We start from the raw sequence: 24826 nt of genomic DNA on the forward strand, positions 1-24826 counted from the left end.
GCCAATGACGGCGTTAGCGGTTATGAATTGTGGAAAAGCGACGGCACGGCGGCAGGTACGGTTCTGGTCAAAGATATCCGCCCCGGTTCCACTGGCTCCTACCCCCGCTATCTAACGGCAGTAGGCAATACCCTGTTCTTCACTGCCTATGACGGCGTTAGCGGTTATGAATTGTGGAAAAGCGACGGCACGGCGGCAGGTACGGTTCTGGTCAAAGATATCCGCCCCGGTTCCACTGGCTCCTTCCCCCGCTATCTAACAGCAGTGGGCAATACCCTGTTCTTCCAGGCCAATGACGGCGTTAGCGGTTATGAATTGTGGAAAAGCGACGGCACGGCGGCAGGTACGGTTTTGGTCAAAGACATCCGCCCCGGTTACTATCGCTCCAACCCCCGCAATCTAACGGTAGTGGGCAATACCCTGTTCTTCACTGCCAATGACGGCGTTAGCGGTTATGAATTGTGGAAAAGCGACGGCACGGCGGCGGGTACGGTTCTGGTGGGCGACATCCGCCCCGGTTCCTCTAGCTCCAACCCCCGCAATCTGAGAGTAGTGGGCAACAACCTGTTCTTCACTGCCGATAACGGCGTTAACGGTGAGGAATTGTGGTCCTTAAATGTGGGTGGTCCCGCAGTTCCCACCCTCGCTATTGCCGCCACCAATGCCAGTCAAACCGAGGGCAACAGTGGCAGTAAAGCTTTCACCTTCACCGTCACTCGTGCGGTTAATACCACGGGAACCAATAACGTCAGTTGGGCAGTTACCGGCAGCGGCAGCAATCCTGCCAATGCCACTGATTTTGTCGGGGGAATCTTACCCAGTGGGGTAGTAAGTTTTACGACGGGGGAAACCTCAAAAGTAATTACTGTTAACGTTCAGGGAGATACAACAGTAGAACCGAACGAAACCTTTACCGTCACCCTCTCCAATGCCACCAACGGCGCTACTATTACCACCGCTACTGCCACCGGAACCATCAATAATGATGACTTTATCGGTACTTCTGGCCCCGACACCCTTGTGGGAACCTCTGGAGCAGATGCCATGACTGGATTAGCCGGAAACGATACTTATACGGTGAATAACGCCGGGGATTTGGTTATTGAAGCTCTCAACCAGGGAACCGATACCGTGCAAGCTTCCATTTCCTATACCCTTCCTAACAACGTGGAAAATCTCGTTCTCACTGGTACTGGTAATCTTAATGGCACGGGTAATGGCTTAAATAACCAGATTACAGGGAATAGTGGCAATAATAGCCTCAATGGTGCTGCTGGAGTCGATACTTTAACCGGTGGGACGGGGACAGACATATTCATCTTCCAATTTGGTCAGTCCACCGCGGCAGCCCTAGACCGAGTTACGGATTTTGCTATTGGTACTGATAAAATTGACCTGCTTAGTCAAGCTGGTGCGGCAATTAATGCCCCTCTCGCTTTTACCCGGGCAACAAATAGCACCACGACCAATATTAACACCATTGTTACTAACGTCTTTACCGATGCTAATGGGGCAACAGCCGGAAATCAAGCTCTCGGAATTAACAGTGCTGTTTTAGTGCGGGACAATAGTTCTTCTACTTACCTAATTATCAACGACGGTACGGCGGGTTTCCAAAGTGCTAATGATTTGGTGATTAATCTCACCGGATTAACGGGTACTTTACCGGCGCTCGGCACTATTGCGGTCAATAGTTTCTTTGTCTAGATTGATGGGGGGATTAATTCTCCCCTTTTAACAGTGTTTTTAGTATAGAATTAGGGCAGGCATTGCTAAAGAACCAGAGCGTGAAATTAATCGTCTTTGATGATGAAAGTGAGGTAATCGTGCAATAGAACTCTTGCAAATTAATTATATGTTATAGTGGTGGGTTAACTAATTTTACCCAAAAAAAAGTTGATTAGTATGTTCGTTCTGAATAAAAACCTGAAGTTTTACTTTTAACTCAAAACTCTTTAGATATGCTTTAATTTGGTTATCAAAACCTCTTTATTTAAGCGGCACAAACTATCTCAATTATAAAAATTGAGAATAAATTCTCCTTGTAGATTAATGTTTGACAACTTTTAAGAAGTTGCTATACCTATACCTAACTCACAGTTATAAATAGCCGTCAACAAGTTAACTCTTAAACTATATCTTCGGCGACGATTCCGATATTTACAGGATAATATTTTAAAGATTTTGAGTTTCCTATTTATAGGTTCAATGATAATCCTTTCTTTGGCTAAAGCCTTGTTATACTCCTTTAATTTGCCATTTTTCGGTTTCTTTTTCGGTGTATAACTATTACTATGGTATGCAGCTATTCCCTGATAACCACTGTCTTCTATGCTGGTAGTTAAAGGATGAAAACGAACTCGACTTTTTTTAAATAAACTAAAATCATGACCGCTGCCGGCTCTCTTATTCTTTGTGTGATAAGTTTAACTTATATAGTAGCGATCGATCTTTGTGTCCTTTGTGTCTCTGTGGTTCGTTCCACTCGCTCGCCAGCAAGACTGTATCTTAGAATACATTTTACCCACCAAACCCAAGAGAGCCATAAATATAGCAAAAGTATAGATGATTTCCTGACCTAAGATCACATTTTATTCTTTTTTCGACTTCCATCTAAGTAATTAGTCACCGCAACAAGGAAGCCTTATTGACAAAGACAATCCTTGAAACCCTTATAAGTTAAGGAATTCTCCAAAAACAATACAAATGTTCGGCAAAGGGATATTCTCAACAAGCTAGGGAAAACTTAAGTTCTAGCGACTATTATTGACATAACATGATCGATAGTTCAAAGAAACTATTTTTTGCGTATCTCAAAAACCCTGTGTTTTCAGCACTTTTGAGCTTTATCATCCTCAATAAGCGATGCTTATTGAGGTGCCTAATTACCAATCTAAAAATCGAGAAAAAAGCAAAACCGTCTATCGTACCATAAAAAAATTATGCAAGAGGTCTATAAAACCGATGGCAGATAATTTCCACATTTTGACCAATTTTTACCCTCTTCAGGGATAAGATAGTGCTTGTGTTACCTAAAAACTGATCTATGAGCGGCTTTATTATAAAAATAATCTTGATATCGGCTTTGATTTCCCTGGGAATTAAATATCTTGGCCCTTTATTATCGATCACTCCCAGTCCTTTTAACACTTTAATTCTGGTTTTTACTCCTTTTCTGCTCACGGTTTTTGCCCTCTGGAGACGGACAATAACTGATTAGGAATCTTTCTCCTTTCTCCTTGCTTATCATGACTTTTGGCAGTAGCTTCGGTTTAGTCCTGTTAGTCTTTTGTCTGTTGATTCTCTGGCAAATTCGACAGATTCTCTTATTATTATTGATGGCGATTCTTCTAGCTCAGATTTTAAATTTGGCTGTGACTTGGTGGCAGCGTCATCACCTCAAACGTTCCCACGCCCTAATTATCACTCTTTTTAGCTTCTTTATTGGTATTATCGGTATTTTTGTGGGGATTATACCCGCTTTAGTTCAACAATTTCGCCAATTATTTAGTTTATTACCCCAAGCTATAGAAAGACTCTGGGGACAAGTGCATCGTCTTGAGGATTATCTCGATCCTAGTCTGGCCAGTGTCTTCCCGGACTTTAAAACGCTGCTCGCTCAATTACAACCCCTGATTAACCAAATTGCTGGCCGGGGTTTAAGCATTTTTTACGGTACTTTCGGCATTATCCTCAGCTTACTGCTAATTGTTGCCCTGAGCTTGATGATTCTCGCCGATCCTGCCGCTTACCACCGTTGTTTTCTGCGTTTATTTCCCGCTTTCTACCGTCCTCGGGTACGATCGATCCTAGAAGATTGCGATCGAGATTTAAAAGCTTGGCTAAAAGGGATTTTCTGTCATATGTTGATTATGACCTTGGGCAGTTGCCTAGGTCTATCCCTGATCGGCATTCCCCTCGCTTTTTCCCAATCTATTCTGGCCGGATTTCTCACCTTTATCCCCAACCTCGGGCCGGTTCTAAGCACGATTTTACCCTTTTCTATCGCCCTTCTGGAAGCTCCCTGGCAACCCTGGGCGGTTTTACTACTCTACAGCAGTATTTATCTGTTAATTCAATATTTCGACCATCATTCACCGCTGCCCATTTTAACAGTGCAGTCGCTCAAGCTCTTACCCGCTTTTACCCTGTTGGCCCAGTTGTTTTTTGCCTCGATTTTTGGCTTTTTAGGGCTATTTCTGGCGGTTCCCCTGGCGCTTATCGGTCGTATTTGGCTAAAGGAAGCTTTGATCAAGGATATTCTCGATCATTGGCGGATTGGGAATAAAAAATACTAAACTGGGGATCTAGGATTCGAACCTAGGAAATGGCGGGACCAAAACCCGCTGCCTTACCGCTTGGCTAATCCCCATTGGACAGACCTTTTTAATATTAGCATTTATCTCCCCGGTTTTGTCAAGAAGTTGATAAAAATTTTTTACTTCGGGATTGAGAGACGCTATAAACAAGGGAATAGAGGGATTAAGGAGAAAAATCTATGGATAATAGCGGACAAAACTGGTACATTGTCCAGGAAAATACCGGAATTTGTCAGATTATAGCCCTAGAAAACGGAAAAACCCCAGTCAATGGTCAATACTGGGGTCCTTTTGCCGAGCGGGGAGAAGCGATCGCCCGTCGGGTGGGTTTAATTCGAGCGGGCAAATGTCAACCTATTGTTTAGCGGTATTGGTGGGCGTTTTCTTGCCTTCAGTGATTTCTTTTTCCAAGATTTCAAAACCCTTCTTGAATTGAGGATCCTGGAAGGTTCCCACCTGATCCCGTTCCTGTTGAAGATTTTTGCGATCTTCCTCGCTCAGTTCCGACTCCACATCCGGATGAATACCATCTTTATTGATGTCCCGTCCATCGGGGGTGAGATACTTGGCAATTGTCACCGCTAATCCCGAACCATCACTAAGACTGCGTACCGATTGCACTAATCCCTTACCAAAGGTTTTCGTACCGACAATAACCGCCCGATCATGATCCTGTAAAGCTCCGGAGAGAATTTCACTGGCACTGGCGGAACCACCATCGACGAGGACGACTAGCGGTTTATTAGTCAAAGCTTGATTGTTGGCCCGTTGACGTTCCGTCACCCCTTTGCGGTCGACCGTAGAGACAATTAAACCATCAGGTATCCACATCCGAGCGATTTCGATGCTGGCGTAGAGTAAACCGCCGGGGTTAGAACGCAGATCGAGAATATAACCCTTCACCTCTTCAGCTTCCAATTCGCGAATCGCTTGACTCATATCGCCACTAGCTTGGGCGCTAAATTGATTAAGACGGATATAACCGACTTTACCAATCGGGGTGTTTTCCGTGTGGGCGCGCACCGGGTGAATTTCAATTTTGGCCCGGGTAAGAGTCAATTCTTTCTTCTCCTCACCCCGTTGAATCGTGATCTTAACGCTTGTCCCCACTTTGCCGCGGATCATGCTCACCGCTTGCTCCAGTTCCATGCCTGCGGTAGATTTCCCATCGATAGCGATAATCACATCTTTAGGCAGCACACCAGCTTTAGAAGCGGGAGTATCTTCAATGGGTGAAACCACGACTAACTGCTTAGTTTTCTCATCTTTGGTCAATTGAATCCCTACCCCAGTCAATTCTCCCGATGTATCGATCTTCATATTATTAAACTCTTTGGGATCCATAAAACGGGTATAGGGATCATTGAGAGTTTTCAACATCTCGCGGATAGCGGTGTATGCTTCCTCTTGATTTTTGTAGGAACGATTTAAATACTGATTGCGGATGGCGTTCCAGTCCGATTGATTAAAAGTGCCATCTAAGTAAGTGCGGTTGATGATCTGCCAAACCTCATCAACGGTTTCCTTGGGACTTTCCTGAAAAAAAGCTTGACTTTGGGAGAGACGGAATCCCGCCCCCGTGACGGCGACGGTAGACAGGACCACTGCTGTAGCACCGAGAACAAGTCCGCGTTTGTTGATAACCATAGGTAATTTTCAGATAAATTAGGCTGTTCTTGCCGAAATGCTCTTTCTGGCTGACCGTCGAAATATCTTGGCAAAAAGGAGCGTTTAGGTTTACTGGAGACAGACAAAAGAACGCCTGTAGACTACTACTGTTATAACATTGATTATCTCTTTCTTTGTCAAACTGGTTATTTGAGTAGCGATCAAGTTGCCAGCAGCCCACCTCGCGACCTAAGATAACAGCAAAACTGTCCCGGATTTTCTCTATGAGTGATCAAATCCTTTCTTCCCTCTCCCTGGAACAAAAACGACAAAACCTGCGCCACCAAAGGCGATCGAAGGTGTGGCAAGCCTTGGGTCGCTTTCTGGTGGTTAGTGGTTTAGCGACGGGATTAGCTTGGGGGATGACTTCGCCCTATTGGACAATTACCAAGGCCAGACAGGTGGAAATCGAAGGCACAGAATTAATGTCGCCCGAGTCGATTCGTGCTTGGCTAAAATTAAGCTATCCTCTATCTATCTGGGAATTACCCACCCATCAATTACGAGAAAAATTAGCGGCTATTCCCGCTATTGCCGACGTTAAGATCGAGCGGCAATTATTACCCCCGAAAGTGATTGTTTCTATTCAAGAAAGAAAACCTGTTGCCCGTTGGCGTTCTCATCAACAGCAAGGTTTTTTAGATGCCACCGGAACGATAATTCCTCAAAACTATTATGGTCGAACTCTACCCAAAAGCCAATTACCTAGCCTAGAAGTGCTTGGTTACGACCGACAATATCAACAACAGTGGCAGAAAATTTATCCCTTAGTTGATAACTTATCGATTAAAGTTACCGCCATCGATTGGCGCAATCCTAGTAATCTTGTACTAAAAACTGAGCTAGGACAGGTCTATTTAGGTTTTTATAAAGATAGATTGCCCGAAAAATTAACCGCTCTTGTACAATCACGGCCATTGTCATCCAAGATACCTCTAGCGCGAATCCTCTACATTGACCTGAGCAATCCCGATGCTCCCACTGTACAATTAAAACCGCAGCCAGCCCCTATGGTGGCCAAAGTAACGGCAACTGGTAGGGATTAACTGGAATTGAGCAGCAAATAACCGCAATTATTCCCTTTATGTATTGCCAAAAACCCCAAATTATGATTTTCTGAACCAGAAACTGATAATGTAGATACTGGAACAGACATAATATTAGTGATAGTGTTAACATTGCATCTCTGATTCACCAAATCAATAACAGAATCTTGTACTAAAAGTGTTCCAATTCCAATGACATCGATTAATGAAATTGTTTCCACCTATCCCAATCTGAACAGTAACGATTATGCCAGTTCAGCTATGAGCGAAGATAATCATTACTCTCAGAATAATGCTGGAGTATTATTTACTCGTCCCCATGAATCACAGATGACACCCCGAGAAGAAAGTCGTAGTAATCGCATCGTGCCGAGCAATGTCGCCAAGATCAAGGTGATCGGGGTCGGCGGTGGGGGCTGTAACGCCGTTAACCGCATGATCGCCAGCGGCGTGACCGGAATCGAATTTTGGGCAATTAACACCGATGCCCAGGCCCTGGCCCACTCCTCCGCCCCCCAGAGGTTACAAATCGGGACAAAATTAACCCGCGGCCTAGGGGCGGGCGGCAATCCGGCGATCGGACAGAAAGCGGCGGAAGAGTCCCGGGATGAAATCGCCCAAGCATTGGAAGGAACCGATCTAGTCTTTATTACCGCCGGCATGGGCGGCGGCACGGGAACGGGGGCTGCTCCAATTGTGGCCGAAATTGCCAAAGAAATCGGCTGTTTGACCGTGGGAGTTGTGACTCGTCCCTTTACCTTCGAGGGTCGTCGTCGCACTAATCAGGCCGATGAAGGGGTGGGCGGTTTACAAAGTCGGGTCGATACCCTGATTATTATCCCCAATAACCAGTTATTACAGGTAATACCCGCCGAAACTCCCCTACAGGAGGCTTTTCGCGTCGCTGATGATGTGCTGCGGCAAGGGGTACAGGGTATCTCGGATATTATCACTATCCCCGGTCTGGTGAATGTGGATTTCGCCGATGTGCGGGCAGTGATGGCCGATGCGGGTTCAGCCCTAATGGGCATCGGCATCGGTTCCGGAAAATCTCGGGCTAAGGAAGGAGCGATCGCTGCTATTTCCTCGCCGTTACTGGAATCCTCGATCGAAGGGGCGAAAGGTGTAGTCTTTAATATCACTGGTGGTCAAGATCTAACCCTACACGAAGTCAATGCCGCCGCCGAAATTATCTATGAAGTGGTGGATCCCAACGCTAATATCATCTTTGGGGCAGTAATTGACGAGAAAATGCAGGGAGAAGTCAGAATTACCGTCATTGCCACCGGTTTTTCCGGCGATTCCCCCTCTCGTCCCACCACTAACAAGGTGGTGATCAATACCCCCGCACCTAGTCCTGTCCCGACTCCCGAACCAGCAAAACTCCCGGGATTAGATATACCCGAATTCTTGCAACAACGTCGTCGTCAGATTGATCGCTAACCTCCTATGACTGCCATTGCCCTTACCATCGCCGGTTCCGATAGTGGTGGCGGCGCGGGAATTCAAGCTGATTTGAAAACCTTCGCCTTCCACCGAGTTCACGGCACCAGCGCCCTTACCTGCGTTACCGCCCAAAATACCCTGGGGGTCGAGCGCGTCGAGTCCTTAAGTCCAGAAATGGTAACAGCCCAAATCGATGCCGTGGTCGGGGATCTGGGTGTGCAAGCGGTCAAGACAGGAATGCTGTTCAGCAGCGAGATTATCGAAGCAGTGGCCGAGGCGATCGAGCGTTGGCGTTTAATCAGTTTAGTGGTGGATCCGGTTATGGTTTCGCGGGTAGGAGCCAAATTAATTGATGATCGAGCTTTAGATAGTCTTTTTAATAGTTTAATTCCTCTGGCTTCGATTATTACCCCTAATCGTTACGAAGCGCAGCTTTTAAGTGGCATCGAGATCAATGATTTTGAGGCGATGAAAGCGGCCGCCGCAATTATTTTCCAGAAGTCGGCCACACCAGTATTAGTCAAAGGTGGCGGCATGAAAGGCCAGCTGCGTGGGGTTGATATCTACTTTGATGGGCAGGAATGGGAAACTTTTAAGACCAGAAGCGTCGAAACCAATAATACTCACGGGACTGGTTGTACCCTATCGGCAGCGATCGCTGCTAACCTCGCTTTGGGTGATGACCTAAAAATAGCGGTGAAAAAAGCCAAGGAGTACGTTACTAACGCCCTTGAGCATTCCCTCGCCATCGGTCAAGGAACCGGTCCTGTGGGCCATTTTTACCGCTTAAAAGCCCTAAATTAGTCGATTCATGACCACTACGCCGCGTATTTCCCCCCAAAGACCCCAGGGTTTCACCAGTCGCCCCTCGGTTCCCCTCTCGGTCTATCGAGAATTGGTCAAAGAATTACAGGCCACCCAGGTACGGGTGGAATTTCTAGAAACACAAAACCAGCAACTTGTCAAGAGTAATCGGCAATTACGTCAGGAAATCGAGACAGTAGTTGCTCAGGGAAGAAGATTAGAAAAAGTGGTAGAGAGTTTTGAGAGGAATCCCATCGAGGAACCCTCCTTCTTGGTCCGGGTTCGTCCCCGTCTGGTTACACCTCCCTCTCCTTCGCTGCGGGTTAAGGAAGAAGTCTTAGTCACCCCTCCTATCACCGTTACTGCTTCAAAACAGCCATTTTCTAAAAATAGTTGGTTACTGGTCGGGTTAATTATTATCATGGTTCTTACCTCTGGTTTAGGGGCTTTTTGGCTTATTTCTGCCTCTAGAAACGCGGGTTCGACCGACTGATTTACGGGTGATCTCACATTTGCAGAAATACCGACAATCAGCAATTATTAGTAACTCTTAAATTATTACGGATATATCAGCAGCTGGCTGTAAGCATCCCACCGAAAAGCTAATGCGCTCCGGGGTTTTGGTAGGGCTGATTCATTCTCCGAATCTAATTCTTTTTTTGCTACCTTTAATCGCTTATGAGGTAAGCAAAGCACGACGTTTACTATCAGTTCCCATCTGTTGCCCCTAGGCTTTCTGCTCCTGTTTAGATTTATGTAGGGGATCCATGTAAATCTCTAAGCGCTTAAATACCACGGAGGAAAGGGTAGTTAAAACCAAATAAACCAAAGCAACGGCGATATAAATCTCGAAAGCTTTATAGGTAGTGGCTACCATTAACTGACCTTGCCGGAATAATTCTTCAAAACCGATTACTGCCGCTAAACTGGTATCTTTAATGAGGGTGATAAATTCATTCCCCAACGGTGGCAACATCCGGCGAAAAGCTTGGGGAAAAATCACCTCGCGCATGGTTTGCACCGGCGACATTCCTAAACTAGAACAAGCTTCCCATTGACCATTATCGATCGATTGAATACCGCCGCGCATAATTTCAGCTAAATAGGCTGCTACATTTAAACTTAGGGCAAATAGGGCCGCAGGTAAACGATCTAAGTCGATATTTAAGCCAATTTCTCGGAACAACCCGGGCAAACCAAAATAGATCAAGAATAATTGCACCAGCATCGGTGTTCCCCGAAAGAAATCCACATAGATGCGGCAAATTGTTTTTAACCATTTGTAGGGAGAAATCAGGGCAATGGCCACTAAAGTTCCGCCGATTAACCCGAAAAGAAAAGACAGAACTGTTAACAGAATTGTCCAGGGAACCCCTTTCACAATCAGGTTATAGAATAATTCTCCCCAGTTAAAACTTGATTCCTGTAAATTATTTAAAGCTGGGGCAACTAAGGGTAATTCTGGCGGTTTTTCTCCAAACCACTGCCGAAAAATAGCATCGTACTGACCACTTTCTATGACTCGACCGAGAGCATCATTAATTAACTGGAGATAGGGGGAATTTTTGGGTAAAGCAATCCCGTAGAATTCCTCCGTTAATAATTCTCCGACTACTTTTACTCTCCTTAAACCCGCTTGTTTAATTGCATACAAAGTCACGGGTTTATCGTTAACTACCGCCTCAACTCGACCATTAATTAATTCCTGCAAAGCTAAAGCCGCCGAGTCAAATTGACTAACCACTGCTCCAGGTATTTTTGTCGCTTCTAAGGCTCCCGTAGTGCCAATTTGGACGGCAATTCTTTTGCCTTTTAAGTCTTCAAAATTTTTAATCGTTTTATTATCTTCCCGAACAGCGATCGCTAAACCAGCCCTAAAATAAGGTCGAGAAAAAGAAATCGCTTGGGCGCGTTCGGCGGTGATGGTCATACCACTAATAGCGGCTTCCACTGTTCTCGCTTGTAGAGCCGGAATAATGCCATCAAAGGGTAAATTTCTAAAGTCAATGTTGAGATCGGCTTCCTTGCCAATCGCCCGCATTAAATCGATATCAAACCCGGTTAATTGTCCCCCTTGTTGAAATTCAAAGGGCGGAAAAGTCGCTTCTGTGGCGACTCGAAAAGGATTAGGAGGGGTCTGAGAAAAAGCCGGAATAACACTTAATCCGAGCGCCAAGACTAATCCTAACAAGGCAAAGATGACTCTCTGCACCGCCCGCCCTCGCCAAAATTTAATCATTTTTTAATTGTTTCTCCTTGATTTTTTCGCTCAACTAAGTTAGTAATTTCGTCCTACTTTCCACCCAAGACAGATGTAGAGAGACTATTTGAGTATTATGATTATTCCTCTTGATAAAATGTCGTCAAGGATACAATCTGGCAGAAACTAATCTCGATACCTTTGTACAGACAGAATGTAAAATTTTTTACGAGAGGATATCATGACCACTACCACCCCTGTGATTGTCAGTGAAGGTTTACGCAAAAGTTACGGCTCTTTAGAGGTACTTAAAGGAGTTACAGGCACTCTTTATCAAGGGGATGTGGTATCGGTAATCGGTCCCTCTGGCTGCGGCAAAAGTACCTTTTTACGCTGTCTCAATCGTTTGGAAACAATTAACGGCGGCCGCTTGGAGGTGATGGGAATTGACATCTCTTCCCCGAAGTTAAATCAATCGGTCCTCCGCAACTTACGCAGCCGGGTAAGTATGGTGTTTCAACACTTTAATCTTTTTCCCCATCTCACCGTTTTACAAAACTTGGTGTTAGCCCCCAAGCAAGTGTTACACCACTCGGAAAATGAGGCTAAAGAGACCGCAATTCATTATCTGGAAAAGGTGGGATTGGCCCCAAAAGCCGATGTTTATCCCGACCAATTATCGGGAGGACAAAAACAACGGGTGGCGATCGCTCGCAGTCTCTGCATGAAACCAGAGGTGATTTTATTTGATGAACCCACTTCAGCCCTGGATCCAGAATTAGTCGGGGAAGTGTTAAACGTTATGCGTCAATTGGCCGATGAGGGGATGACTATGGTAGTCGTCACCCACGAAATGCAGTTCGCTAAGGAGGTCTCTAACAAGGTTTTGTTCTTTAATCAAGGTGTGATCGAAGAAGCAGCTGATCCCGACACCTTCTTTAATCATCCCCACAGCGAGCGCCTACAAGCCTTTTTAAGTCGTATCAATAGTAATTAGGGTTTGCTCAATTCAGGAGACAGGAGACAGGAGACAGGTTTTAGGTGTTGGGGGTTGGGGTTTTAGTTCAATTTCCTCACTTCCCCACCTCCCCAATTCATAATTCATAATTCATAATTCATAATTCCCACTTCCCCACCTCCCCAATTCATAATTCATAATTCCCCCTCCCCATCACCCCCATCACCCCACTTCCCCAACAATTGTAAAGAAATGTTACAATTATGCTGTTATAACAGCTTACCATCTTGACAGGAGGGAAAGACAGTGGTTATAGTAAGGACACATACCCGGGTAAACCAATTTAGTGATATGCAAGACAAGCAAAAAGTCACACTGTACCTTCCCCCTGGAGTCCATCGTCAACTAAAAATAAGGGCTGCGATCGATGAAGAATCGATGTCAGGGCTAGTGGAGAAAGCGATCGCTTTTTACCTGAAATACCCCGAAAAGGTAGAAGAAATCGAAGCCACCGCCTATGGCAAAACCTATCAGGTTCATGTCTGTCCCGAGTGTGATGCCGCCTTAGTAATGAAAGAAGATCGGCTAAGGTCGATCAAACGCCAGCCCGGAATAGTCGGCGACGAGTTCCCGCTCGAAGTTCCCGAACCCGTCGGCGCCCAAGCAACCGCAGAGGGAGAAGCAGCCTTAGTTCCCTGCTAAACTCTCAGTAGCCGAACAAGGCATCTACAGCCATCAGCCGCCCAAGGTCTAAACCGTTACCACAAATAGGGTCGATGTTATGAAAGAAGAGCTAGAAATTCTCGTCAAGGCTCAGTATCCCCTGATTTACCTCGTCACCTCCGAGGAGGAAAGGGCGGAAGAAGCCATCAGCAAAATAGCCCAACTAAATACACAACATCGACGGGTGTTTGTCTGGACTGTCACCCACGGCATGATCGAACTAGGTCAACCGCGCCAAACCAGTCAACATAATACCGTATCGCCAGAAGCGGCGATCGAATGGGTAGTGCGTCAACGGGAAGCGGGTATCTACATCTTTAAAGACCTGCATCCGTTCATCACTTCCGCTCCGGTCAATCGCTGGTTAAGAGATGCGATCGCCAGCTTTAAAGGAACCGAAAAAATCATTATTTTAATGTCTCCCCTGCAAGAAGTCCCCATAGAACTAGAGAAAGACGTAGTAGTTCTAGATTTTCCCCTGCCGGACATGGGAGAGTTAGATACGGTACTCTCGCAACACCTAGGCAAAAATCAAAATCGTCGTACCACCACAGAGGTCCGGGAAAAACTCCTGAAAGCGGCCTTAGGCTTAACCAAAGATGAAGCCGAAAAAGTTTACCGCAAAGCCCATGTAAAAGCGAACAAATTGACGGAAGACGAGGTAGAAATCGTCCTTTCCGAGAAAAAACAACTGATTCGCCGCAACGGAATTTTAGAATACGTTGAAGAGGACGAGACCATCAATGCCGTCGGTGGTCTGGAAGAACTAAAAAAATGGTTAAAACAGCGCTCAAACGCTTTTACAGAAAGAGCCAGAGGTTACGGACTCCCCCAACCGAAAGGGATGCTAATTTTAGGAGTACCGGGCTGTGGTAAGTCCTTAATCGCTAAAACCACCTCGCGCCTCTGGAGTTTACCGCTCCTGCGCTTAGATATGGGACGGGTTTACGATGGTTCCATGGTGGGACGGTCCGAGGCTAACCTGCGTAATGCCTTAAAAACTGCCGAATCCATCTCTCCGGCCATTCTTTTCATCGATGAATTAGATAAAGCTTTTGCTGGTGGCACGGGCTCCGCCGATTCCGATGGGGGAACCTCTAGCCGCATCTTCGGCTCCTTCCTGACTTGGATGCAGGAAAAAACCTCGCCCGTCTTCGTTATGGCCACAGCTAACCGGATTGAACGGCTACCGGGGGAATTTCTCCGTAAGGGGCGCTTCGATGAAATCTTCTTTGTCGATTTGCCCAATTCCGAAGAAAGACAAGATATCTTTAATATTCACCTGACTAAACGACGCTCCGACATTTCTCGCTTCGATTTGGAGCAGTTAGCCAAGGTATCCGATGGGTTTTCCGGTGCGGAAATAGAACAGGCGCTGATTGCCGCCATGTATGAGGCCTTCGCCCAAGATCGCGAATTCACGCAATTGGACATTATTGCGGCGATTAAGGCGACGCTGCCCCTATCTCGCACCATGACCGAACAGGTAACGGCCCTGCGTGATTGGGCCAGACAACGCGCCCGACCTGCTTCGGCCTCCGTCGCTGAGTACCAGCGATTGGAGTTCTAACAGACTTTCGCCCGCTCCCAACGGGATGAAAGGCTAGTTCTCAGGGACTAGCAATGCCTCGAAAAGCCGCTTGGCGGCACTCTTTAACTCTCAATCTGTTGTTGTTGATTCTTATCTACAAAGAGGAAATTCCAATGTCTCATTTCAGCACTCTCCGGACCAAAATCACCGATGCCGAAATCCTCAAAGCTTCTCTCCGCGACCTCGGTATTAGCGTAAAAACCGAAGCTGATGTTCGTGGTTACAACGGTCAACGGGTTCGCTCCGACATCGTTGCTGTTCTCGATGGCGAATATGATCTCGGTTGGTCTCGCAATACCGACGGCAGCTTCGATTTAATCGCTGACCTCTGGGGTGTGGCCAAAAAACACAATCAAACCGAATTGATCAACTCGATCAACCAAAAATACGCTGTGAACAAAACCCTATCCGAAGTGAAACAGCGCGGTCTGCAAAACGCTAACGTTAAGCTAGTCGTTCAAAGCTAAGATTTACAGCGCGTTCCCAAGCCTAGGGGTTGACCAGTTCGGTTAACCCTTTTTTCTGTCTGTGGGGTATGTTAAGAATAGTAAAATTAACTTGACAAAAATGCTCCGACCCGAAGAAAGAACTAAACTCGATCCGACCAAAGACAGCGATTTTTATGCTTTTCCCCGCTTCGTCACCCACGTGGATGAGGGTTTTATCGATCGATTAACCGCTCTCTACCGAGAGATCTTATCGCCGAATACACGCATTTTAGACCTGATGAGCAGCTGGGTGTCCCATTTACCGGAGGAGATGGAATTTGAGCATATCGAAGGTCACGGGATGAATGGGGAGGAGTTAGCCAAAAATCCCCGCTTGCATAGTTATTTTGTCCAAGACCTGAATGCACAGCCAAAATTGCCCCTAGGGGATAGTTCTTTTGATGCGGTGTTAATCACGGTGTCGGTGCAGTATTTGCAGTATCCAGAGGCGATTTTTGCGGAACTGTATCGTATTTTAAAGCCTAATGGTCTGGTGGTGGTCAGTTTTTCCAATCGGATGTTTTACCAAAAAGCGATCGCTGCTTGGCGCGATAATAGCGATTTAGGCCGGGTAGCGTTAGTGAAATCCTATTTTAAATCGGTGGCGGGATTTAGGGAAGTACAGGCGATCGTTCGTCCTGCTACTACCCCCAGTTTCCTGCAAATGTTAGGAATTATGGTTGCTGATCCCTTCTATGCAGTGATAGGAAAAAAAGAATCCTCTCTAGGATTATAGTCATCGTTAAGTAGGTTGACTATCTAAATTGCTCGTTAAGACTGTCTATGGGAAGGGAGCCTGGAGAGAGGAATTCTAAGCATTTGTAGTAATATTTCTAATATGCAGTTTAGATGCAGTACAGCTTAGAACCTTGCCAGGAGACAAATGGGAGAGGAGAAGCAATTTCATCCCCAAATAGTTGTGCTAGAATGGCGAAAAATTCCCCCGATTGATAATTATGTTAGCCGAATTAGCCGCCGCCGAAATCGCTAAAATCGCCTTTGAAGCTGTTATCGGTAAATTAACGGAAGGAGCAATGGATAAAGGTGTAGAATTGTGGCAAAAAATTAAGCAAAAGTTACAAAAGGAACCCACCGCCGCTCAGGTTTTAGCGGCAGCAGAACAAACCAAATCCGAGGCAATGATTGAACAGCAAGTGGTTCCTTTTTTACAGGTAGAAATGCTCAAAGACCCCGATTTTGCCCAAGAAATCCAAACCCTAGCACAACAAATTATGACAATTAATCAGAATCAAACAGAAACGAAAACTCAAATCGGTACACAAATAAACAAAGATATTAAACAACAATTGAACATTCAAGAAGTTAAGGGTAATTTAAATCTAGGAATCCCTCCTGAATGACTGGCGGATCTGCACGCAAAAGCAGACGCAATAGAAAATAATCGCAGTAGTCAAAGGGGTATTTTCAAGGGAGGAAATGCTCGAAAAAGTCTCGTCCATTGGCAGGGAAGAGAGGAGGAAATCACCCAAATTAAGCAGTGGTTTAATGATCAAAATGTTGCGATGATTGGCATCAAAGGAGTTGGAGGAATTGGTAAATCTACCCTAGCCAGCAAAATTTTTGAGGAGAAAATTACCCTCGCTCCTTCCCTAGAGGACGATGAAGATTTATTCCCAAAACGCTTTTGGTGGGAAGCGGGAAATCTGGGCGGATTTAGTGGTTTAGCTCGCCAAGTCCTGAGGGAATTTGGTTATCCCGTCCCCGAACAAGAGACACAATTACAGGCAGCTTTAATCAGGCAATTGCAACAGCATCGCCACCTAATTATTATCGATAATCTAGAGAGTTTATTAGGGGAAGATGGTTCTTGGAATAATGAATTTTATCAGCAGTTTTTCACCGCTTGGATAGAAAAAGGGGACACCAGCAAAATTATAGTCACCACCAGAGAAAAGCCAAAAACTAGGGGTTTTAACCATTGGATTGAGCTAAAAGGTTTGAAACCACCTGAAGGGGCGCAATTGTTAGCAGAATCGCAAATAACAGGGGATATAGAGAACTTTTCTCGACGGGTGGATGGGCATCCATTACTATTGCGATTGGTGGCGGATTTGCTCTTAGCAGAATTTCCGCAAAACCGCAGTTTAGAAAGGTTAGCGGATTTAGGATTAGGAAATTTATCGCAACTTTTGAGCGATCCGCAGGTGATGGGTAGCCATCGTCAAGAGACAGTGGGAATTGCTTTAGTTTTGGATGCTAGTTTTCAGCGACTTAGCCAAAGACAGCAAGAATTATTCACTAAAACCAGCATTTATCGTCGAGAATTTGATTCTCCGGCAGCTAAAGCAGTGATGGATAATTACCCGGAGAGCGCACTGTCCGAGATCACGGCAGATTTACGAGAATTGCAGCGACGATCATTATTAGAAGAAAAAGAGGAAAATCGCCAGCGAATTTTTAGTTTTCAGCCTTTAGTTTGGGAATATGCACAATACAAAGCCGGCGATCAAAGGGAATTACACCAAAAAGCGATCGCCTATTATCTTTCTATTGCTAAACCCGACTCCTGGGAAATCCTCAACGATGTGCAACCTTACCTAGAAATTTTCTATCATTGCTATCAGTTAACCGAGTACGACAATGCTTTTGGTATTCTCCGTGCTATCGAGGATTTTCTCACCCGACGCGGGTATTATCAAACCCGGGCCGATTATTACCTTGAATTAGTCATTGTTTACCAACAACAGGAAGATCAAACCCACTGGAAATATACCGCATCCCTCACCAGTTTAGGCAATGTTTACGATTCCCTAGGAGAATACCAAAAAGCGATCGAATTTCATCAACAGTCCTTAGCAATCACACGGGAAATCGGTGATCGGAGGGGTGAAGCGTCTTCCTACAATAATTTAGGCAATGTTTACTATTCCCTAGGAGAATACCAAAAAGCGATCGAGTTTTATCAACAGTCCTTAGCAATCAAACGGGAAATCGGTGATCGGGGGGGTGAAGGGAAATCCTACGGTAATTTAGGCAATGTTTACGATTCCCTAGGAGAATACCAAAAAGCGATCGAGTTTCATCAACAGTCCTTAGCAATCACACGGGAAATCGGTGATCGGGGGGGTGAAGGGAAATCCTACAATAATTTAGGCGCTGTTTACGATTCCCTAGGAGAATACCAAAAAGCGATCGAGTTTCATCAACAGTCCTTAGCAATCAAACGGGAAATCGGTGATCGGGGGGGTGAAGGGAAATCCTACGGTAATTTAGGCAATGTTTACTATTCCCTAGGAGAATACCAAAAAGCGATCGAGTTTCATCAACAGTCCTTAGCAATCACACGGGAAATCGGTGATCGGGGGGGTGAAGGGTATTCCTACATGGGTTTAGGCAATGTTTACTATTCCCTAGGAGAATACCAAAAAGCGATCGAGTTTCATCAACAGTCCTTAGCAATCCTTCGGGAAATCGGTGATCGGGGGGGTGAAGGGAATTCCTACGGTAATTTAGGCAATGTTTACGATTCCCTAGGAGAATACCAAAAAGCGATCGAGTTTTATCAACAGTCCTTAGCAATCACACGGGAAATCGGTGATCGGGGGGTTGAAGCACAATCTTGGTTTAATCTGGGAGTTACCTACTATAAACTCAAACGTATAGCGGAAGCGAAAGAAGCATATCTTCAGTCGCGGGAATTATTTCAAGCATTGGGGTTAGCAGGATATGTTCAAGATTGCGATCAGGCAATTCGGCAATTAGAAACCCGAAAATATCCCTTAATCGTTGCTTTCTTTCTGGGGGTGGTGATGTTTCCTTTCGTTTTAATTGGGGGGATAATAGTGGCATTGTGGCGATTGTTAAAAAGATGGTTGAGGAAAGCATAATTATGGGTAGAATGGGTTAGGAATCTCTTATTTTTAACCTGAGTTTGACATCTGCTAATTTCCTCTCATAACTACCCTAAAGTGAGAAATTATAGTAATATTTCTAAGGATTACCAGAAAAGAAAGAGCGCCACGCTGCCGTGCCGATGGCCCCTCCTAAAAGGATAATTAGGGTTTGCTGAATAAATCTGAAAACCTTGTTGGGTAACACTTTTAGACCTTTTGTCAATCAAAAAGTACCAGATATGGGAGTGATCGGGGGGAAAAATTCAGGTACTTTTTCCCTGAAAATTAAGTAGGTAGGCGTTAAAAATTATCAGATGCCCCCTTATTAAGGGGGCAGGGGGGATCAAAGACAAAATCTATCTTTAATTTAATTATAACCAGCTACTTAGGTAATTGACCACCTGAAAATCGGTAAAACCCCACACCCCACACCCTGTCCCCACGAAAAACTTTTTGCCGCAAACCCTATTTATCTATCCCTATCCTTTAAATCCTCTCGATGTTATGTTTACCCATCAGGTGATTGGCTACGATGTGATTAATATGCCTCCCGTTAGTTTAATCCGTAACGTAAGAATGCGCGGGGAATATTACCAAATAAGCGATCTCCCTGATCTCAAAATTCCCGCTCGATTGTCCTATCGCTTCGGTTGAAAATTGACCATGACTCTTATCTCTTCTAAATCCCTCACTTTACCGGAATTTCTCTCGCTAACCGCTCCCGATGGCGATATTACCTATGAATTAGTCGATGGAGAAGCGATCCCGAAAATGTCACCGAAATTCTTTCATTCTCGTTTAACCGGTGCTTTATTTCTCGTACTCGATCGCTGGAATCAAGGACGGGGAGAAGTGGGAATCGAATGGGCAATTATTCTCAGCAAAAACGATCGAGATTGGTGTCCGGTTCCTGATCTCCTCTACATTTCCCCAGAAAGATTAGGAGATATTCCCCTCACCGATGAAGCTTGTCCCGTTCCCCCGGAATTAGTCATCGAAATTATTTCTCCCGAACAATCCTTCAGCAGCCTGAGCGAAAAAGCCGTGGACTACCTAAAAGCGGGAGTCAGTCGCGTCTGGATCGTCGATCCCCGGGCCAAGCAGATCACGATTTTCTATCCCGACGCACCCCCAGCGATTAAAAAAGGTGATGACGAGATGAGCGATATTCTCCTCCCCGATTTAACCCTAACCCCCGGACAAATTTTTGCCAAGGCCCGATTAAGTTAATGCCCTACAGTCTCGTTCTCAATCTCACACCCCGATCGCCGATCTATCCGAATTTTCTCACCGGACGACACCTTCATGCGCTATTCCTTACCCTTGTCAGTAGTGTCGATCAGGAATTAGGGAAAATTCTACACGCATCGGAGGCGGATAAAGCTTTTACCTTATCGCCACTACAGATGCAATCCGGGGGAAAAACGATAAATTCCCCGCAGTGGCGACACGAACGGGAGATCGCGCACGAAACTCCATGCTGGTGGCGGATTTCTCGGCTCGATGACCGATTATTCGGTAAATTAACCTCACTCTGGTTGAATCTCAATCCAAAACAACCCTGGCATCTCGGTTCCGCCGATCTCGTCATCACTAGCGTCCTCGCCACCCCGCAATCGGTTCAATTCTGGGCGAACTATTGTACTTATCAATACCTGTATGAAAACGCCTCGGAAACGAATCGGGAATTTGATTTCCTTTTCGCTACCCCCGTCATCTTCCGGCAGGGAAAATTCGATAGTGCCTTACCGACGCGGGAACTGGTGTTTAATAGCCTTCTTGGTCGTTGGAATCGCTATAGCGGTATCCCCTTCGATTCCATCGCCCTAGAGTCGATTTTCCCCAGTTTCTTCGATATTCAAACGAAATTAGCCGACGAAGCCTATAAAAACCAGTCGATCGGTTGTGTGGGCGAGATTCACTATCGTCTTTTGGGAGAGGTGGAACCCGCAAAGATTAAAGCGATTAATGCACTGGCGGATTTTGCCCTCTACGCGGGAGTGGGACGGAAAACCACCATGGGAATGGGGATGACTCGCAGAATTTCTAAGGAGAAAAAATAGTTATGGATGAATCTGATTACATACCGATCGCCGCTCTCAACCTCGGTTTTAGTCCTTTTCGTCTTCTGGAAATAGTTTTCAAGGATTTTTAACTCGTTCATGGGCCTTGCCCTTAGAATGCAGAATTTGTTATTTGACATAGCTCTAAACTAAAGCTAGTATAAAAGTATTTGATTTTTGAGCCTAACATGAAAGTCCTAGAGTTTAAAATTCATCCCACCGAAGAACAGGTCAGCAAAATTGATCAGTCTTTGGCTGCGTGTAAGTTACTCTGGAATCTTTCGATCGCACTTAAGGAAGAATCAAAACAAAGATATTATCGCAAAAAACATAAATTTGATGAGTTTAGCCCTGAAATATGGGGGTTAAGTTATTCTGGGGATTACGACGAAAAAGAGTTTAAAACCCTTAAAGATAAAGAGAAAAAGCTTTTAATCGGCAATCCTTGCTGTAAAATCGCCTATTTTAAAAAGACAAGTAACGGAAAAGAATACACTCCTTTAAATTCTATTCCTATTCGTCGTTTTATGAATGCCGAAAATATTGACAAGGATGCTGTTAATTATCTCAACAGAAAGAAACTTGCTTTTTACTTTCGAGAAAATACGGCAAAATTTATCGGTGAAATTGAAACAGAGTTTAAAAAAGGCTTTTTTAAAAGTGTGATTAAAACCGCTTATGATGCCGCTAAAAAAGGCATTCGGGGGATTCCCAGATTCAAAGGAAGACGGGATAAAGTGGAGACTCTTGTTAATGGTCAACCTGATACTATAAAAATTAAATCTAATGGGGTTATCGTTTCTTCAAAGATAGGATTATTAAAAGTGCGGGGACTCGATCGATTGCAAGGGAAAGCTCCCCGAATGGCTAAAATTACTCGTAAAGCGACGGGATATTATCTACAGTTAACCGTTGAAACCGACGACACGATCTATAAAGAATCCGATAAATGTGTTGGTTTAGATATGGGTGCTGTGGCAATATTTACCGATGATTTAGGAAGACAATCAGAAGCTAAACGCTACGCAAAAATTCAGAAAAAGCGACTTAACCGATTACAGCGTCAAGCTTCTAGGCAAAAAGATAACTCTAATAATCAGCGTAAAACCTACGCTAAACTTGCTCGTGTTCACGAGAAAATTGCTCGTCAGCGAAAAGGGAGAAATGCTCAATTAGCCCATAAAATAACCAGCGAATATCAATCAGTTATTTTAGAAGATTTAAAACTAAAAAACATGACAGCCGCCGCAAAACCTAAAGAAAGAGAAGACGGCGATGGCTATAAACAAAATGGCAAAAAAAGAAAGTCTGGATTAAATAAGGCATTACTTGATAATGCTATTGGTCAACTTCGCACATTTATTGAAAATAAAGCTAACGAACGTGGCAGAAAAATAATCCGAGTTAATCCTAAACATACTTCACAAACTTGTCCCAATTGTGGTAATATTGATAAAGCTAACCGTGTCAGTCAATCGAAGTTTAAATGTGTTAGCTGTGGTTACGAAGCCCACGCCGATCAGAATGCCGCCGCAAATATTTTGATCCGTGGCTTACGAGATGAGTTTTTGAGAGCGATTAGCTCTTTAATCAAGTTTCCTGTCTCTATGATTGGAAAATACCCTGGTTTAGCAGGGGAATTTACGCCTGATCTTGATGCAAATCAAGAGTCTATCGGGGATGCGCCGATAGAGAATGCCGAACACTCGATTAGTAAGCAGATGAAGCAGGAAGGGAATCGCACCCCCACTCAGCCCGAGAATGGCTCGCAATCCCTTATTTTTTCTTCCGCCCCACCTCAGCCGTGCGGGGATAGCCACGGCAAAAACAAACCAAAAGCCTTATCTGATAAGGTATCCAAGCGAAAGCCTAAAAAATCGCGGGGCGCAATCCCCGAAAACCCCGACCAGCTTACGATCTGGGATTTACTAGACTGATTTTTTAGACCGAGCAGAACCTTGAAAACTGAATTTTAGCGAATGGGGCGCAATCCTTACCTGAAACCCTTTTACATCAAGGGCTAAAGGAAGATGGGAAGCAATTAAGCTTAAGCCTTACTAAGGATTGAAACCATGAGATATTTCGCCATTAGTCGGGCCTGAATCGAAGCAATTAATCTTAAACCCTATTAGGGATTGAAACCAATCAGAAACATCAAGCGGCGGAATGCCTCCTGTTCCAATTAATCTTAAACCCTATTAGGGATTGAAACTTTTAAGGGTAGATAGCTTCATCGATTTACTCCTGTTCCAATTAATCTTAAACCCTATTAGGGATTGAAACAGTAGAGACCCTGGACGATAATATGATCTTCTGGTGTTCCAATTAATCTTAAACCCTATTAGGGATTGAAACATGAAGAAGTTGATTATATTGACGAAATCCTTTACTGTTCCAATTAATCTTAAACCCTATTAGGGATTGAAACAGATTTTAGCAAGGCTGCTACTTGATTAGATGAAAGGTTCCAATTAATCTTAAACCCTATTAGGGATTGAAACAGGAGCAAAAGTAACGTTGTTGTCAAATCGGGGCATAGTTCCAATTAATCTTAAACCCTATTAGGGATTGAAACAAGTGAACCTGTAGCACAAAAAGCTTCTGGTCTGGTTCCAATTAATCTTAAACCCTATTAGGGATTGAAACATTAACAATCGAAATCCTTGCAGAGTATAGATTTCGAGTTCCAATTAATCTTAAACCCTATTAGGGATTGAAACGACTTGCTTTTTTTAGCTTAGATGCAACTTTTCCAGTGTTCCAATTAATCTTAAACCCTATTAGGGATTGAAACCAGTTACGATGCCGTCTGTAAAGCCACTAGAAACGGTTCCAATTAATCTTAAACCCTATTAGGGATTGAAACGTATATGATGAATTATCGGGATTTTTTGAAGGATGTTCCAATTAATCTTAAACCCTATTAGGGATTGAAACTTTCGGATGTGACGACTTCCTTAAGAGGAATCCCCCACAGTTCCAATTAATCTTAAACCCTATTAGGGATTGAAACACCGCCATTAATTTTTACTCCTTTAGTATTAATTTTGTTCCAATTAATCTTAAACCCTATAGCGGTAAGCGCTTGAGTGAGATACAGACCAAGCTTTGCCTAGCATGGTTTATAGCTTGTGACACTGTACCTAATACGACTGCACACCGTTATATTAGGGATTGAAACTTTCAGCGACAACGCTACTGACAACGCACCGAGTTCCAATTAATCTTAAACCCTATTAGGGATTGAAACAGACGATTTTTAATGGCTCGTCAGTAAATGTGCGGGTTCCAATTAATCTTAAGCCCTATTAGGGATTGAAACTTTAACTCCGGGTCAAATCGCTCCAATTCGTCGAGTTCCAATTAATCTTAAACCCTACTAGGGATTGAAACGTTGGCCACTTATCCCCCGGCCAGAGATATTTTTTTGAAGCTTCCCCGCATCGAATTGGAAGCTTTACCAGAAAGGGCGATCCGCGAAATTATGGAGGAGGAAGCGGTCAGTTTGGGATTGCAGGTGACACAGGGTAAACTGGCCGATTGGCAACAACGGGCGATCGGTAATCCCATGTTGGCGAAACGGGTGGTCAAAGAGGAATATTTAGGATTGGAGGGCAATAATTACGATCATACCCAGTGGATCGACGGTACTCCCCTACTAATCGC

19 protein-coding genes, 1 tRNA gene, 4 pseudogenes and 1 CRISPR repeat array are annotated in these 24826 nt (G+C 44.6%); of the genes and pseudogenes, 19 read left to right on the plus strand and 5 right to left on the minus strand.

Annotated features, from left to right (window positions below; translation table 11 throughout):
- Positions 1-1707, plus strand: a 1707-nt coding sequence (locus IM473_RS08635; RefSeq protein ID WP_287690414.1) for an ELWxxDGT repeat protein, incomplete at its 5' end; no start/stop codon positions are given.
- Between the two features lie 359 nt (positions 1708-2066).
- Here IM473_RS08635 and IM473_RS08640 read toward each other — a convergent pair.
- Positions 2067-2399: pseudogene (locus IM473_RS08640) on the minus strand (transposase family protein); the annotation flags it as partial.
- A gap of 849 nt (positions 2400-3248) precedes the next feature.
- Between IM473_RS08640 and IM473_RS08645 the strand changes: the two are divergent.
- Positions 3249-4298 carry an AI-2E family transporter gene (locus tag IM473_RS08645; RefSeq protein WP_287660205.1) on the plus strand — a complete coding sequence of 350 codons (1050 nt, stop codon included), beginning with the start codon at positions 3249-3251 and terminating at the stop codon, positions 4296-4298.
- Position 4299: 1 nt separating this feature from the next.
- Here IM473_RS08645 and IM473_RS08650 read toward each other — a convergent pair.
- Positions 4300-4372 (minus strand) — tRNA-Gln (locus IM473_RS08650).
- 126 nt (positions 4373-4498) lie between these two features.
- Here IM473_RS08650 and IM473_RS08655 point away from each other — a divergent pair.
- Positions 4499-4684 (plus strand): hypothetical protein, encoded by a 186-nt coding sequence (locus IM473_RS08655; protein ID WP_194015333.1) that lies wholly within the window; start codon positions 4499-4501, stop codon positions 4682-4684.
- On the opposite strand, the gene ctpC is transcribed toward IM473_RS08655, so the two are convergent.
- Positions 4674-5966, minus strand: coding sequence for a carboxyl-terminal processing protease CtpC (gene ctpC / locus IM473_RS08660; protein ID WP_287660206.1), 1293 nt, complete (start codon positions 5964-5966; stop codon positions 4674-4676). The two genes, IM473_RS08655 and ctpC, sit on opposite strands and share 11 nt — an antisense overlap.
- Before the next feature lie 245 nt (positions 5967-6211).
- Here ctpC and IM473_RS08665 point away from each other — a divergent pair, with 245 nt between their 5' ends.
- From IM473_RS08665 to IM473_RS08680, 4 genes are all read left to right on the plus strand, one after another.
- Complete coding sequence (locus tag IM473_RS08665; protein ID WP_287660208.1) at positions 6212-7033, plus strand: cell division protein FtsQ/DivIB; 822 nt, start codon at positions 6212-6214, stop codon at positions 7031-7033.
- A 192-nt stretch (positions 7034-7225) separates the two neighbouring features.
- Positions 7226-8476 (plus strand): cell division protein FtsZ, encoded by a 1251-nt coding sequence (ftsZ, locus tag IM473_RS08670; protein WP_287660209.1) that lies wholly within the window; start codon positions 7226-7228, stop codon positions 8474-8476.
- Between the two features lie 6 nt (positions 8477-8482).
- Positions 8483-9283, plus strand: a complete 801-nt coding sequence (gene thiD, locus IM473_RS08675) for a bifunctional hydroxymethylpyrimidine kinase/phosphomethylpyrimidine kinase (protein ID WP_287660210.1) — start codon at positions 8483-8485, stop codon at positions 9281-9283.
- 7 nt (positions 9284-9290) lie between these two features.
- Positions 9291-9776 (plus strand): hypothetical protein, encoded by a 486-nt coding sequence (locus IM473_RS08680; RefSeq protein ID WP_287660211.1) that lies wholly within the window; start codon positions 9291-9293, stop codon positions 9774-9776.
- Between the two features lie 234 nt (positions 9777-10010).
- Here IM473_RS08680 and IM473_RS08685 read toward each other — a convergent pair whose 3' ends face one another.
- Positions 10011-11522: an ABC transporter permease subunit gene (locus IM473_RS08685; protein ID WP_287660212.1), complete on the minus strand. Its 1512-nt coding sequence runs from the start codon at positions 11520-11522 to the stop codon at positions 10011-10013.
- Positions 11523-11724: 202 nt separating this feature from the next.
- Here IM473_RS08685 and IM473_RS08690 point away from each other — a divergent pair, with 202 nt between their 5' ends.
- The 7 genes from IM473_RS08690 (at position 11725) to IM473_RS08720 (ending at position 19091) form a co-directional block, all read left to right on the plus strand.
- A complete protein-coding gene (locus tag IM473_RS08690; RefSeq protein ID WP_287660213.1) occupies positions 11725-12480 on the plus strand; it encodes an amino acid ABC transporter ATP-binding protein in 756 nt (251 codons plus the stop codon).
- A gap of 312 nt (positions 12481-12792) precedes the next feature.
- Positions 12793-13143 carry a slr0373 family blue light stress response protein gene (locus tag IM473_RS08695; RefSeq protein WP_287660214.1) on the plus strand — a complete coding sequence of 117 codons (351 nt, stop codon included), beginning with the start codon at positions 12793-12795 and terminating at the stop codon, positions 13141-13143.
- Positions 13144-13222: 79 nt separating this feature from the next.
- On the plus strand, positions 13223-14734 hold the full coding sequence (ycf46, locus tag IM473_RS08700; RefSeq protein WP_287660215.1) for a stress-responsive protein Ycf46: 1512 nt from the start codon (positions 13223-13225) through the stop codon (positions 14732-14734).
- A gap of 134 nt (positions 14735-14868) precedes the next feature.
- Positions 14869-15222 (plus strand): DUF1257 domain-containing protein, encoded by a 354-nt coding sequence (locus tag IM473_RS08705; RefSeq protein ID WP_002731874.1) that lies wholly within the window; start codon positions 14869-14871, stop codon positions 15220-15222.
- 100 nt (positions 15223-15322) lie between these two features.
- Positions 15323-15979 carry a class I SAM-dependent methyltransferase gene (locus tag IM473_RS08710; RefSeq protein ID WP_002756909.1) on the plus strand — a complete coding sequence of 219 codons (657 nt, stop codon included), beginning with the start codon at positions 15323-15325 and terminating at the stop codon, positions 15977-15979.
- Between the two features lie 220 nt (positions 15980-16199).
- Positions 16200-16604 carry a hypothetical protein gene (locus tag IM473_RS08715; RefSeq protein WP_287660216.1) on the plus strand — a complete coding sequence of 135 codons (405 nt, stop codon included), beginning with the start codon at positions 16200-16202 and terminating at the stop codon, positions 16602-16604.
- Complete coding sequence (locus IM473_RS08720) at positions 16605-19091, plus strand: tetratricopeptide repeat protein (RefSeq protein ID WP_502845924.1); 2487 nt, start codon at positions 16605-16607, stop codon at positions 19089-19091.
- A 103-nt stretch (positions 19092-19194) separates the two neighbouring features.
- Here IM473_RS08720 and IM473_RS08725 read toward each other — a convergent pair.
- Positions 19195-19266, minus strand: a pseudogene (locus tag IM473_RS08725) (DUF4164 domain-containing protein); the annotation flags it as partial.
- Between the two features lie 290 nt (positions 19267-19556).
- On the opposite strand from IM473_RS08725, the pseudogene cas5d reads away from it, so the two are divergent.
- From cas5d to IM473_RS08750, 5 genes and pseudogenes are all read left to right on the plus strand, one after another.
- A pseudogene (gene cas5d / locus IM473_RS08730) lies at positions 19557-19751 on the plus strand (type I-D CRISPR-associated protein Cas5/Csc1); the annotation flags it as partial.
- Positions 19752-19760: 9 nt separating this feature from the next.
- A complete protein-coding gene (locus IM473_RS08735; protein WP_287660218.1) occupies positions 19761-20327 on the plus strand; it encodes a Uma2 family endonuclease in 567 nt (188 codons plus the stop codon).
- Positions 20327-21160 carry a CRISPR-associated endoribonuclease Cas6 gene (gene cas6 / locus IM473_RS08740; protein WP_287660219.1) on the plus strand — a complete coding sequence of 278 codons (834 nt, stop codon included), beginning with the start codon at positions 20327-20329 and terminating at the stop codon, positions 21158-21160. Before IM473_RS08735 ends, cas6 begins: the two co-directional genes overlap by 1 nt.
- Positions 21161-21348: 188 nt before the next feature.
- On the plus strand, positions 21349-23097 hold the full coding sequence (gene c2c8, locus IM473_RS08745; protein WP_287660220.1) for a type V CRISPR-associated protein C2c8: 1749 nt from the start codon (positions 21349-21351) through the stop codon (positions 23095-23097).
- Between the two features lie 168 nt (positions 23098-23265).
- A CRISPR array of direct repeats spans positions 23266-24174; the repeat unit is 37 nt; unit sequence GTTCCAATTAATCTTAAACCCTATTAGGGATTGAAAC.
- Between the two features lie 380 nt (positions 24175-24554).
- Positions 24555-24826: pseudogene (locus tag IM473_RS08750) on the plus strand (ATP-binding protein); the annotation flags it as partial.

The organism is Microcystis sp. M015S2 (assembly GCF_020245945.1).
GTDB lineage: Bacteria > Cyanobacteriota > Cyanobacteriia > Cyanobacteriales > Microcystaceae > Microcystis.